Origin of the sequence: Nostoc sp. WHI (genome assembly GCF_015714725.1) — a bacterium.
In the GTDB taxonomy this organism is placed as follows: Bacteria; Cyanobacteriota; Cyanobacteriia; order Cyanobacteriales; family Nostocaceae; genus Nostoc.
Genome location: NZ_WBKM01000211.1, coordinates 1 through 13555 on the forward strand (window position 1 = coordinate 1; position 13555 = coordinate 13555).

At 44.6% G+C, this 13555-nt stretch carries 10 protein-coding genes and 1 pseudogene; 2 read left to right on the plus strand and 9 right to left on the minus strand.

Going from position 1 to position 13555, the window contains the following annotated elements:
- Positions 1-18 precede the first annotated feature (18 nt).
- A complete protein-coding gene (locus tag F8S12_RS21030; RefSeq protein WP_230968167.1) occupies positions 19-123 on the plus strand; it encodes a type II toxin-antitoxin system YoeB family toxin in 105 nt (34 codons plus the stop codon).
- Between the two features lie 295 nt (positions 124-418).
- Here F8S12_RS21030 and F8S12_RS21035 read toward each other — a convergent pair whose 3' ends face one another.
- From F8S12_RS21035 to F8S12_RS21055, 5 genes are all read right to left on the minus strand, one after another.
- A complete protein-coding gene (locus tag F8S12_RS21035; RefSeq protein WP_196518083.1) occupies positions 419-2035 on the minus strand; it encodes a Dyp-type peroxidase in 1617 nt (538 codons plus the stop codon).
- 57 nt (positions 2036-2092) lie between these two features.
- Positions 2093-4720 carry a family 16 glycoside hydrolase gene (locus tag F8S12_RS21040; protein WP_196518085.1) on the minus strand — a complete coding sequence of 876 codons (2628 nt, stop codon included), beginning with the start codon at positions 4718-4720 and terminating at the stop codon, positions 2093-2095.
- 315 nt (positions 4721-5035) lie between these two features.
- Positions 5036-5215, minus strand: coding sequence for a DUF6887 family protein (locus F8S12_RS21045; protein WP_196518087.1), 180 nt, complete (start codon positions 5213-5215; stop codon positions 5036-5038).
- A gap of 251 nt (positions 5216-5466) precedes the next feature.
- On the minus strand, positions 5467-7398 hold the full coding sequence (locus tag F8S12_RS21050) for a DUF1565 domain-containing protein (RefSeq protein WP_196518089.1): 1932 nt from the start codon (positions 7396-7398) through the stop codon (positions 5467-5469).
- Positions 7399-7846: 448 nt separating this feature from the next.
- The gene (locus F8S12_RS21055; protein WP_196518091.1) at positions 7847-8278 is read right to left on the minus strand and encodes a biotin carboxylase; all 432 of its coding nucleotides are present in this window, start codon (positions 8276-8278) and stop codon (positions 7847-7849) included.
- 373 nt (positions 8279-8651) lie between these two features.
- On the opposite strand from F8S12_RS21055, the gene F8S12_RS21060 reads away from it, so the two are divergent.
- Complete coding sequence (locus F8S12_RS21060) at positions 8652-9278, plus strand: hypothetical protein (RefSeq protein ID WP_196518093.1); 627 nt, start codon at positions 8652-8654, stop codon at positions 9276-9278.
- A gap of 112 nt (positions 9279-9390) precedes the next feature.
- On the opposite strand, the gene F8S12_RS21065 is transcribed toward F8S12_RS21060, so the two are convergent.
- The 4 genes and pseudogenes from F8S12_RS21065 to F8S12_RS21080 all read right to left on the minus strand — a co-directional run.
- Positions 9391-10593, minus strand: coding sequence for an alpha/beta hydrolase (locus F8S12_RS21065; RefSeq protein ID WP_196518095.1), 1203 nt, complete (start codon positions 10591-10593; stop codon positions 9391-9393).
- 99 nt (positions 10594-10692) lie between these two features.
- A complete protein-coding gene (locus F8S12_RS21070) occupies positions 10693-12132 on the minus strand; it encodes a cytochrome P450 (protein ID WP_196518097.1) in 1440 nt (479 codons plus the stop codon).
- 287 nt (positions 12133-12419) lie between these two features.
- On the minus strand, positions 12420-13322 hold the full coding sequence (locus tag F8S12_RS21075; RefSeq protein ID WP_196518100.1) for a shikimate dehydrogenase: 903 nt from the start codon (positions 13320-13322) through the stop codon (positions 12420-12422).
- Between the two features lie 10 nt (positions 13323-13332).
- Positions 13333-13555 (minus strand): annotated as a pseudogene (locus F8S12_RS21080) (hypothetical protein); the annotation flags it as partial.

Here is a 13555-nt window from a genome sequence, read left to right on the forward strand (position 1 = left end):
GCCCCTGCCCCCTGCCCCCTGCCTCTTTGGTCACGACGAATTACGGATGAGCATCGTTTAGTGTATGAAGTGACTGAAACTGAAATCATCATTTTGAGTTGTCAATTTTACTATGATGACTGAAGCAGTTAGCGATCGCTCTTTGGCGAAAAACTTTTTGGTTTACTGATTAGAGACATTGAAAAGATAATATTGCCGAAGTGAATTGGAAGCATAATCACGTTTTTACGGCAATATTATGGGTTAACCGACAGGATAAGACTTTTAAGCTTTACCTGGTTTTCTGTTTATATGATACTTATACTTCATTAGAGGCCACTTCCTCTAATGATGAAACCCTTGTTTTTCCGTAGAAACACAATTGCAACAAGACCTTACTATTGAGAATCACCTCAAGTCTTTCGCAAGAAAGACACTCTTATTGCTTCTTTCGCTTACCCTGAGAAGGTGAAACTAAAGAGAGATTTTTTAAAAAACTAATCGAAGGAGAGAAGAAGTAATCTCCTCCTTTCAATTTCACAAATTGGGCAAACTGTTTTTCTGCTTCAATGTCTGGCTTAACTGTCGCTTTTCCCCATTCTTGAGGCCAATTTTGGGGAGATTTTGGAGCCTCACCAATCACAGGATCACTCTGATCTCCTTGTTTCTGACCGATTACTGCATCGAGTCCAGTCTTGTCATAGTTGGGATTTTGTCCTTCCGAAAATCCTGGTTCTAGGAAGTTAGGATTATTGCACCATAAACGCTGAATGAACTCAAACTGTTCCCAGATATCGGACTGATAGCACATGAAGAGTAAGCCTACTCCATTTGTTGGCAAATCATCGAGATTCTCAGAAGTGCTCAAAGGACCACCATAGGTAATGCCCCGACGAGCAATGCGGTGACCAAGTTCTTCTTCTTCACTTTGGGCAAAAGCACCGCCTGGCTTGACAGATTCCAGACGCGGATTGCTCTTACGGACATGAGCATGGAATGGGCATTTAAGCCCTTCGGAATCGCCCTTATAATTGAAGTCGTTAGGGATAGTCGGCTCAGTGGGTTCAGTCCAACCGCCATCACTCGGCTGCAAAACTAGAGGTGTGCCATCTTCGTAACGCCCAACTGCCATCGCCCCACCCAGTTCTGTTGGTAAACCTAGTTTCTCTGCGATCTCTGCTTCTGCGGTTTTGAACCCCTTAACGTTCTGCTCAAGTTTGCGAAAGACCAGAAAGCTACCAAAGCTTACAAATTCTGTCCCATTAGGATCGGGAATTAGCACCAGTTTGAGAGATGCCCCTGGATGTTCCCAGTATTTGCTAGTCACTCCTTTAAGTTGCTTTTCCAGGAATGCTGGTTGGCTGACACCATCTGCATAGCCAAAGTGCTCGACGATATTGCCAAATTCTTTTTGAACAACACTTCCACCCACTGTAAACTCGAATTTCCGGCGCAGTGTCAGCCCATACTCAACCGTTCTGATGGTAGCGATGTCCTTTAACTCAAGCTTAATTGCTAATTCAGCAGCAGTTAGATCAGCCGGATTATCATCGGACAGAATAACTAAGGCATGAATAGGACCTTTGAATCCATCCTCCCAGGTATCAACAGGCGGGTCTAAAAGAACTGTCTGACGACTTTTCATCCCTTCCTGAAAAGCATCAGCATAGAACGGGGCTAGATTCCCAAAACGATCAGGTACTTCAGTCGGTCGCTGCCGCCTATTTGGACTATTAGGTTTAGTAATTTCGAGATAATCATAGCCAATAGCCGTCAATGCAAAGTGAGTGAACAGTCCGGCATCCGTTTTGCTGCGTTTGTATTCTTCTGAGGCATCCAATTGGCTTTTTGCGGAGGTGATTTGGAAAGTGGCAAGTTTGGCAATCCATCCTTTCACTTCGGCAATCTTTCCAGGTTGAAAGGTGAGAAAAATGTGTGCAGCATAGTCTCGTCCATGTCCATTAAGAATATTGCCTTGTAAATCCGCCAGAAAATCTTCGTACTGCGAATCGTTTTGGTCAATCGGTCCAACATTAGTATTAAGGTTAAGAGGCATTTTGACACTCCAAGTAGTTAAAAAAAGATGGCAGTCAAGGATTGAAGTAACCGTTCATTAAGGTAGGGGCTTAATCTGAAGATTGCGGAACTGAACACGACCAGTATGAAATTGCAATCCGATGAATCCACTGAGGCGTTTCAAAGGAGTTGGAATAATACCTTCAGATACTTGTTTGCCATTAAGACGAACAGTTACTTTGTTGTCTTTCGCAGTGATGTGGAATGTATTCCAGTATCGGTTAGCGGTGTCATCACCATCTGGAGCAAGTGCCTTGGCAGCCCATTGAGTAGCCGGTGCAAGACCGTAGATCGCCCCCGTTTTGAATAATGAATCACCAAAGATTGCTTGAGGAATACGGCTACGAACAAAGTTTTTGCCAGTTTCATCGATCTGAATCTCAGTTACTTGATCGTAGAAGTTATCAAAAGCAGTTTGGTTCGAGAAGTCAACACCAGTCGGATCGGGCATTCTTAGTAAAATACCTGCGTTGGGAATCAAAGGTTGGGAGCGAAAAGTACGGAAGGCTTTCCAATCAACAATGAGTTCAAAGTTGTCAAAGGTTTCCCGCAGATAGGAAAATCCAATACTTCCTTGATTGTTTTCATTATTTCCTGGATTAGTTTCTATGATTTCATCATTTATACGAATAATACCTTCATAGGGAACTTCCAACCAACCTCGACTTTTGGCTAAAGATACTGAAAATCCTGAAAATGTATCTTTGTCACCGTCATAAGAATCATGACGGTCGACAATATCGACAGCAACCTTGCGGCTCAGGGCTAATCCAGTCAGAACGGGATTGGCTGAACCAACTGTTGTAAAAAGAGCCTGGTCACTGCAATAAGCATTGGTTACATGGTGGAAGTGTCCATTCACATCAGTAACAGATTTCTGGGGATCATCACCCATCCAGAGTGTGCCCGCATCATGAAAAGTAGTGCCCACACCCTGCTGACGTTTAAGGTCATCTAATAAATAGGAACGACCTCCGGTGTAGGTTAAGGAACCTCCATTGGCCAGAGTACGAGCAATAGCATGACCTGTGTCATGAATATCCTGCCAGATAGGATTATTGAAGTGGTCGCCACGGTTGAATTGCACCCAGGCACGGCGATGATTGAATGTCTGGTCAAAGTCGGCATTCCCTGCTAAGTCAATATAGTCAAAACCAGGATTACCTATGGGGGAATCCCTACCACCCTGGACTTCACCGGAAGCTCTCAGTACCAGCCCAATTATATCTGAATCAAATTCCTGAGCGATTTGGCTCTGTATGTCAAGATCAGGAATCATTTTGTACATATTGTCATCTGGCCCATCAGCATTGGTGGCTGCATAGAGCTGATACTGATATCTACCATTTTTGCCTTCGCATTGGATATGGAGGCTTGCTAGCTGCAAAAGATCGGCAAGCTCCTTTCCGGGCCAAGTGGTTTTCACAAACTCTTCTAGCTTAGTCCTTTCAACAGTAAAGGCAATATCTGCACGAAGGTGAACCATAAAATTTCGACCTAATAGTTCTTGTCCGGCGGGAGCCAGTTCAGAACCGACAAGGGAGAAAGATTCTAGTGCGAGTCGTGTTGACTCGATACAACTCATCGCTAGAACCACCTGACAGTGGGGCGCAATGATGAGTTCTTTAAACTGATCATTATTTTTCACCACAATTTTGCGTACTACCCGTGTCCCAATATTTGGACTTTCACTGCTGGTTTCACAATCTAGACGCACTACATGAGTGAAGGGCACAACCGCAATACGGAGATTGGAATCACGTCCATCCCCATGATCTGCACGGATACTCCCTGTCAAAGCAGGTAAACTAGAGTACTTGTCAAGAGCAAAGAGTCCAGAGATAAAGGATTGGGTCTGTACTGCAATGGGAGCCTGAAGAACTTGAGTAATGTTGGGGTCTGTTGTTCCCCGTTTCTGGTCTAGGAAAAATTGTAAACCCCTGTTAAGACCAACTTTTTCAGTGCCAATCTCACTTTTAGCAAGTTGCACTGGGTCAAAAACAAAATCATCGCTGGGTAGTACGCCAATCTCGTATTCCAGAGTTTCATAGGCTGAAAGAGGCTCATCCCGATTTAGAATCTTCTTGTCGTCAAAAGGGTCTCTATGCTCAATAGGGCGAGTCCCCACTGGTTTATCAGGGTTTACCTCGAGTAAATAGTCCCGAACTTCCTGAGGCCACTGCGCCAAGTCAGATTTCTGGAATCGAGGACACCAGCCTCCCCAATAAATTCCTTTACCTCCCACACAGTAGGCTTGCCCAACAAAGGGTTGGTTGCTGCGCCAGCCTACCCCCCAGACAAGTTTGCGAATTCCAGGCTGGCTCCCCGCCCCTACATTGATTGGTCCATCGCCGAATGGGTCAAAAAGTCCTAAATTGGGAATATTTTGTCCATGCTCTGGAATTAGAAAGGGACCCGCCTCAAGTACCAATACCCGCAATGCTTTAGAGCCATCGGTATCGAATTGATTTTTACCATTTATTTTCCCAAATCGCTGGCGGCTCAACTCATAGATTTTTGAAGCACAATAGCCACCATACATTCCCGATCCAAGCACTACTACATCTATGCCTTCTGAATCAGGTGTGGATTCTTCCCATGTACTACAAATAAAGCGACCCAAGACATCGCGTGAAAAAGAAGTAAATTCAGGTTCTTTTGGCATTTTAGATTCCAGGTAGAAGGTCTAATAAAGATACACTAAGAAATCGTATCGTTTTGCGGAATGAACAACATTAACTCGTAACTTAAATACTTGGTTGAGCCTAACCATTTATTATGCGGAAACTTTCTATATAACTACCACTTCAGCAGGTGATTCTACGGAATTTTTCTATATAACATTCATATTCGGGTATTAGGGTGTGCGATCGCGGGAATATCGGCGTTGCTGAATAAAGGTAAGTCCCAAAATTCACATTGAGTCAAGGTGCTAAATTAAAAAAACCCCGTTACTGGAATGTCAGTAACGGGTTCTATGTTAACTAGCTTGATTAATACGTCGTTTTAACTCAGCCTCTAATTGTTCTGGAGTGCTTACCACTACCCCCGGTTTCGCTCTCATGATGCTGAGGTAATGCTGAAATGCCTCCTCATCCTGGGGGTTTGATATCACATATTGTCTTAATTTTTGCTCATTAAGAGTTAAATAGTCTGTCATCGGATAATGTTCTCCCCCATTACTGAGAATTTCTATGAAATTCGATTTGAACGCTCATGGGGACAATTCTTGGATTTGTGGTATTTCTGTCTTCAGTTTACTTTACTGGTTAAAGAGCGATCGCCCTTAGAGTACTTCCAAATTAAAAATATACCATCGCTATAGAGGCAGGGAGCAGCGAGCAGGGGGAGCAGGAGAAGATGAACTATTGATTATTGACCAATGCCCAATGCCCAATGCCCCATGCCCAATTAATTCAACGGCTCCATAATTGCTCTTAAACCTTTGGTATAGAGTATTTTGAGCATTTCTTTGGCGTTATATTCACTGCTAAATACTCCTGCTTGCATAACTCTTTGACCTTGCCAAACAGTGGGAAACGCACCAGGAGCAAGGAATCGCACTAAATCTTGATCTTTATCAGTGAAGAGTCGCACTACTACGCGATAACGTACACCAAATTGTGTCACAGAGTTACCGCGATATGGAATACTTGCAGAACTTGTTCGGATATTGGGAGTATTACCAATAGGGATATTGTTATCAGGAAGTGGTAAAAGTGCTGAAGCAGCCGGGGCAGAAGTTTCTAGTATTGGTAATGGCTGCTGTGTTTGATCCGTCATACTTGAGACTTGTGGCTGTGCTACTGAATTGGATGGGTACTGAGGAGCAGTAAACTCAATGGTATTAGGCTCAATTTGCACATAATTCAACTGTGGTGTATTAGGTGGCTGTGCTGGACTGGGAGTTGCAAGTGGAGTATTAGTTGGTATTTGTTTAGCCGACAAACTGCTAGGAGTAGGAAAACCTACGACTCCAGAGGTGGATAGTTGTTGATTGGATCTAGGCGCGGAAAGTGGTACATTGGCTGGCAGCAATGGCAACTGTTGACTGTTTAATTGTGTAGAAACAGAATTATTTGCTGAAATGCTGTTACTCGTTTGTTCATTGGTAGTTTCAGAAACTCCAGGAGCTGAGAAAGTGATTTCTCCAACTACATTATTTGGGATAGGGGTGGGTTGAGAAGTTTGTAGTGTTGTTGTACCGTTGATATCTACCTTGCCAGTGATGCGATCGCTCATAAGGTTGTTACCAGCAGCAGAAATCACCTGTTTAGCAGCGCTGGCGTTAATATCGTAGCGAGCATTATTCCGAAATTCATTACCCCCAGGTTCAGATGCGTTGCCCAAATCTGGCATTGCTTGAGCGATCGCAACTAAACCATCTTCTTTATTATCTTGAATAGAATTATTCCGCAAGATCGGGCGGGCATTTGCTTGCACCACAATTCCCGTTCTATTCTTCTGAATTTGATTGCCGATGATTACAGGAGCGGCATTTTGGGCAATATTGATCCCAAAACCCGTTTGGTGAAAGACATTTTCCTTCACTTGAGGACGGGAGTTACCAGCAATTGTAATGCCATTGGCTCCATTGCGATCGAAGTAATTCTTACTAATGATGGGTGCAGCGTTACCACAGACAGAAATCCCATCTTGGGTACTGCCTGTAAAAGTATTTTCCGCGATTACTGGATTGCTAGATTCAATCCATAAACCGTAACCACGGCGGTTAGGGTTCGTCACTGTCACCCCAGTGAGCAAGGCTTGGTTTGCCCCAACAATTGTGACGTTTTGACCGGCAAAGCTCCGGCTTAGGTAATCACCACCTCCCTGAATCACAATATCCTTACCTTGATTGCTAGGGTTGCCTTGAATTGAAACACCCGGTTTCAATATTAAAGGAAATTTCTCTCCTGTCTCGGCGCTATAAGTACCCGTAGAGAGGATAATTACAGTATTGGCATTAGCTAATCGCAACGCTTGGGTAATGGTTTTCACAGCAGTAGATTCACTACCATTACCTGTACTGTCATCACCGACACTTGGATTGACAAACAGCACATTAACCTGAGAAATTGTTTTTTCACCGAGAGGTGCTGAATCTGGTGTTAATGGAATCTGAGCGATGCCAACGGCGAGCTTCTCTTCGAGACGCTCCGCTAACGCTAACGCACTGCCAAGATTAGTACCCAGGAACGCTATACTTGCCGCTCCTATACCTACAGTAAAAGATAATACTGATGAACGAAAAGCTGAAAGCATTGCTGATTCTAGAAACTTCAGCTTTTCAGGCAGAATATCTCCTCTACGGTACTTAGTAAATCCAATAGGGGGAATCATCTTCAACACAACTCCTTAGAAGTTACAAGAAATTCTTATACTCTTAGAAAGTATTATGCCGATAATATTACCCATAATATTGACCGATTGGCGACTTTCAATACAGAAGAGAAATTGCCACGCTACACTATTTCTTCGTACCCTTCTCCAGACTGAGATGCTACATAAACGAGTTCGCTAAAGGAGTACGCAATGACAACTAATATCATGTCCGGTTGAACACAAGTCAATTGCGTTCGCCTTTGGCGTTCCCGTAGGGTACATTCCACTGCGTTGCACTCGCAATGACATCTGGTAAGTGATTAAGCGGACATGATATTGCAACCTAATTGACAAATACTCAAATGAAAGCAGCATCGCGGCACGCTACATTATTTGTCCGCTATTCATCCCGACACCGAATCTTTGGATAAGGTGAAGGACTTCTAGCGGGAAAAGTTAAAATTTATTACTTACGTACTTGAGCGCTAAACCCGGCAGCTTTAAACTGCTTCAGCTTCAACGGAGTAGGCTGATTCGCAGGTACAGAAATTCTCAATTCAAAGTCGCTAATGCCTGGTGGCACCTCTGCAATCAAACCAAGACGGGTGCGGTTTTGCATTACTGAGTCATTGTTGGCATCATAGATGCGCCCAAAAATATCTGCGTCGTAGACTGTTTTATAAGTGCCATTTTCTGCTTTACCAATGACAATAAAGCAATTGGCAGCCGCGCTACCACTACTGATAACAGCCCCTTGTGCTAGTTCTGGTGGACAATCTTTATAGGAAATATCAAATAGTCTAATCTGTGTAAGCGCTATGGCTGAGGGAGCGATCGCCCACGATAGAAAGGTGATCAGACAGGAAATAAAAACGACCGTGAATGAGCGCAACTGCATAAAATACCCTGTAATTTAATTCAATAATTATGTAATCTTATAACGCAATACGCTTGGGTTAAGGGCTACTGGTACAAAATTTTGGGTTTTTGAGACGCGATAAATCGCCGTCTCTACAAATGTTTTGGTCTTATCTGAACTGTGCGGGTATCAGTGCGATCGTCATAAGCCAGAAATTCCTCAAAAGTCAGGAGTTTTATGGGATGCTGAGTTTGAGTCATGGCAATTTGTCTAACTAGGTGATAAGTAGGACTTTCCTAAATATTAAGCATCTTACGTTTAAGTATGTCTATATTTAACTACAGGGTGATTGGAGACTTTAATTTAAACTTTGTAATAATTAGGGAAATAAACCCTCAATTACGATTAAGTTATGACTCCAGATGAGATTGAAACAGCTATGTTTGCAGCCTTTAATCGTTGTGATGCAGCCAGTTGTCCTCTCACTGACACCCAAAAACAGATATTACTGCAAGTGATCGAGCAAATTCAGGGAAACTCTAAGTCTGGGGTGACAGATATTGCTAATCCTTTAGACGAACTTAACTCAGAAGAGCTAGAAATATTTTTACAGTTTGTTAAGGATGAAGAACAACGCAACCGCACTTGGAAAGTGCAATTACTCAACGACTGGCTGCTGGAAAATGATTCGGGGACAGTACAATTTATCCGGCAACGCTACGGTTTACAATGGCTGAATCGTGTTGAATCATACCACTTTGATAAATATTCTTATTTTGAGGATGCACTGAAGCTGAGAATAGGCGATCGCATTGAAGTTTCTAATGCACTATGGGAATGGGTGCAAGAAGATGGGCCTTGTAAGCGCGAATGGTTTCCCTGTATGGTGATTAAGGTCGAGGAAATTAGCAATGTCTACGACGGGCTACGCGATGATTCCTCTACTAATTGCGTCGTCCGCTTCTTTAACGGCGCTGAGTATGAAATTCAAGGCATCTACGAGTGGAATCGCTACAATTGGCGCTGGCCGCAGAAGTAAATATTTAAACATTTTTAACGGTTTTCAACAATTTAAAGAACATTCCTACAAGCTTTATCTACCTGTTAAAGCGATTGAGGAAATTTGTCTACGTTTTGAAATTTAAATAAAATTATTCCTTGAACAACGCCCAAGCTAAAAATCTTTCTGTATAATATAACGCTAATTGATTGCTCACACCATTGAAAACAGCATCAAAAGCGTGTTCTGCCCAAGGAATTTCTAGAAAAACCGCAGTATTACCAGAGTCATGTAGACGTTTGTACATCTGTCTGCCAAATCGCGCTTCTACCAAATGGTCACGACTGCCGTAAATTAATAAAGTTGGTGGTAAAGGGTGCGTCAGGTAATTTATTGGTGAAGCAATTTCATACTGATTTGGTAATTCTTCGAGAGAACCACCGAGAAATGCTTTTAAAACAGCGCGGGTGTTAATAGGATCGGGATTTGGCGGTGTTTTGTATCCTTCAGTTAAGTTAACAGGCCCGTAATAGTTCACTACACCACGGATGGGCGGCGCATCTATTTGATAAGCCGTTAGCATGGCTAAGTGCGCTCCCGCAGAACGTCCTAAAAGTATCATACGTTCTGGATCGGCTTCATATTCCGTTGCATGTTTGCGAATAAAATTGAGGGCTGTACGCACATCATTCAACTGAGCTGTAAACTGATATTTAGGTGCGTGTCGATAGGCGATCGCAAATACCGTATATCCATGATTAGCGATATATTGATTAAACTCAGCATTAGCCCCAGGATTGCCACGTTGCCAAGCTCCACCATAAATTACTACCACTGTTGGATATTTCCCTACCTCTGGGGGTTGGTAAACTTCCATTTTTAAAGGAACTCCCGCAGGAGAAGCGAAAATAATATCTGTTTGATGACGTGTTTTGCCTAATGGAATACCCCGGAAGAAATTAACTAAGTTAAAGGGATGGGTTTGCATTTTAGCGCTTACTTCGACTGGAATTTGCCCTAGATAATTTGTTCCCAATCCTTGTTTCATCGCTTTGTCCATCTGCATTTGAGTTAGTGGGATATTCACTAGTACCCATCCACAAATTAGCAATCCTATCAAACTGAAAATACAAGTTAAACGTCGTAGTTTACAGCGACGGATGTAGGATAAAGAAAGCAATAAAGGAAGCAAATTTAATAAGAATAACCAAGGACTGACTTCTGGCGCTCCCACTGCTAGAGTGAGTAAAAACATATTTGGAGCAGAAAGAATAATCCAAGAACTAAGAAATAGACTTGCAAAACTGAGGAATAATGTAAGCCATAATAAAAGTATTTTGGGTTTGAAGAACATAGATTCAATTCAGTGCTAGTGCTGCTACTTCCGGGCAGGAATATTACGGCATCCTCGGAACGTATTTGGGCGAGGAGTGTTGCAAAGGGCACAACCTTTTTATTTCAGCAACACCGGAAGCGTGATTGGGCCGCGAGTGGCATGATTTGGGATTTCCGGCACAACCACGCCCGGCGCAAGATGCATCTCTGGAAAACGCTTCGCGGCGCGGGTGACCGCCTCGCGCAATTGCAGACGGGCGAGCAACGACCCGACGCAATAGTGAGCACCGTAGCTGAACGTCAAATGCTGGCGGGCTTTCCCACGCTGACACTGGAGCGTTTCCGGCGCGTCAAACTGGGCAGGATCACGGTTCGCCGCAGCATAGCACACCCAAAGCGTCGCGCCCTGCGGCACGGGAACGCCGCCAATAACGGTATCCACGGTGGCACGTCGGTATAAGCCCATCACCGATGTGTCGTGGCGCAAGAGTTCATCGATTAGATTTTCGGTGTCCACGGTTCCCGATACGACGGCTTCCCATTGGTCACGCTGATTCAAAAGCGAGTGGAACGCATTGGCGATCGTATTGATGGTGGTTTCGTGTCCGGCAAAGAAAACGATGGCAATGTCCGCGACTAACTCATCCTCTGACAAATCGTTTTCTCCGGCGGCGCGACCGGCGACCAACGCGGAAATTAAACCGTCGTCCGGCGTCGCGGCTTTTTGGGCGACCATTTCGCGGATGTAGTTTTCCAACGCCCGCAAACCCTGTGCTGCGACGACTTGCACCTCGATAGGTAAGCCGGGTGTCTGGAACGTGACAAGGGCATTCGACCAGCCACTCAACTTCTCGGCATCCGCAAGCGGAACACCCAGTAGTCGGCAGATCGTTCGTAGCGGAAGCGGTTTGCACAACGTAAGGAGCAGGTCAGTTTGACTGCCCGATGCCGCGATAGAATCGAGCAGGTCTTCGACGTCCGCTATCACCGTCGGGGCGAGCGACTGAGTGCGCTTTGGAGAGAACGCCGCCATGAGCGGGTCACGTAAGCGGGTGTGGAGCGGCTTGTCCACGTTGATCGGGTTGTAGGCGAAGATCGGCGACGTGACTGAATAGATGGCGAGGGCTTCGGGCGCGAGATGAACTCCTGCGCTAAACGCCTCGGATGACGCGAATGTCACGGCATCCCCTAAAACGTCGTGCACTTCCTGCCACCGCGTCACGGCGTAAACATCAAGTGCGGGCAGGAATGTCACGGGAGCCTCCTCGCGCATCTGCGTGAGGAGAGTGAATCGGTCGGCGGTAAATCGCGGGTTACTTGGGTCGAACTGTTCGGCGGGGGTTGGGTGTGGCATCAGGTTGATGGCTTTCTTACTAACGTAGTCTTCGGCGATCGCATTTGTCCACTGCCATTCGCGCTCCAACGCATTGTGATACGTTGCCCTACTGGCTTCCGTGAGAAGCAAGTGCATCGCTCGCGCGTCGCCGGGATTTTCGGCGAACTCAACCAGACCGCCGCTTTCCATGCCGTCAGCGAGTCGTTGTACCCGCTTTTTCATCGGGCGCAGGACGGCATTGGCCTTTATTGGGATGAAATAAGCATCCGTATACCAAATTGGAATTCAGAATAAAAAATACTGGGTATACTCAAAAGATTATAGGACTTACGCAAACAATAGCTGAAGCCCTGATTTTTAGGTAGGGGCAATTCATGAATTGCCCCTACACCGTGTAGTTTTGCGTAAGTCCTAGATTAATGAATATCACTGGAGTGATAGGGATAACAGAGGCTTAGAAAGCAACTTTGAAAGGGTTGGGAGCAATTGAGCAGGAAATTGTTTCTCTATTAACCTAAACCTAAATGCTCTCTCAATGTTTGGCGCATCACTTCTACGGGTACAGTTTCCCGTTGCAACCAAATTTTTAATGCTGCTACTCCTTGTTGAACTAGCATTTCTAAGCCATCGATCGCAATTGCACCTTGTTTTTCTGCTTGCTCTAGAAATTGCGTTGGTTTAGGAATATATATTAAATCGTAAGCGATCGCACCCTTTGGTAAATTCGCTATTTCTTCTCCACTCAAAGGCGACTCATCAACCTTGGGATACATCCCGATGGGGGTTGTGTTTACCAGCAAATCTGCTTGAGGAATCAATTTTGCTAGTTCATCCCATGTACCGACTTGCAAATTCTCTTCTATAGGTGAATTACTCCAACTATCGCAAAATGCTTGTAATTTCTGCACATTGCGCCCCAACACATAAATTTTGGCAAAACCTAATTGGTGACAACCTGCGACAACTGCTCTGGCTGCACCACCATTACCTAAAATTACTGCCACCTTCTGGCTCCAATCCTGTTTATACGTTGTCTGCAAAGGAGCGATAAATCCTTCTATATCTGTATTTGTCCCCACCCATTTATTATTTTGGCGACTAACAGTGTTGACTGCGCCTATAGCTTGAGCAACGGGTGTAATTTCTGAGAGGAGGGGGATGATAGCCTGCTTATGAGGGATTGTCACATTAAAACCGACAACACCAATAGCGGCGAAACCTGCGATCGCAATCTCTAAATTCTCTGGTGCAATGGGAAAGGGAAGATAAACGTAATCTAATCCCAAATGAGCGATGTCTACGACGAGCTGCGCTAACGCAGCATTATGCATCAGTGGCGACAGCGAATGTTCCACCGGATGTCCAATTACTCCCAGTAGTTTAGTTTTGCCTGTAATTAATACTTTTGACATCTTTTATTTGTTATTTGTCAAGCATCAGCATCAAAGGCTCAATGTCGAGGCTTAAAGGCTCAACGTTGAGGTTCAAAGGCTCAACGTCGAGGTTCAAAGGCTCAACGTCGAGGTTCAAAGGCTCAACGTCGAGGTTCAAAGGCTCAACGTCGAGGTTCAAAGGCTCAACGTCGAGGTTCAAAGGCTCAACGTCGAGGTTCAAAGGCTCAACGTCGAGGTTCAAAGGCTCAACG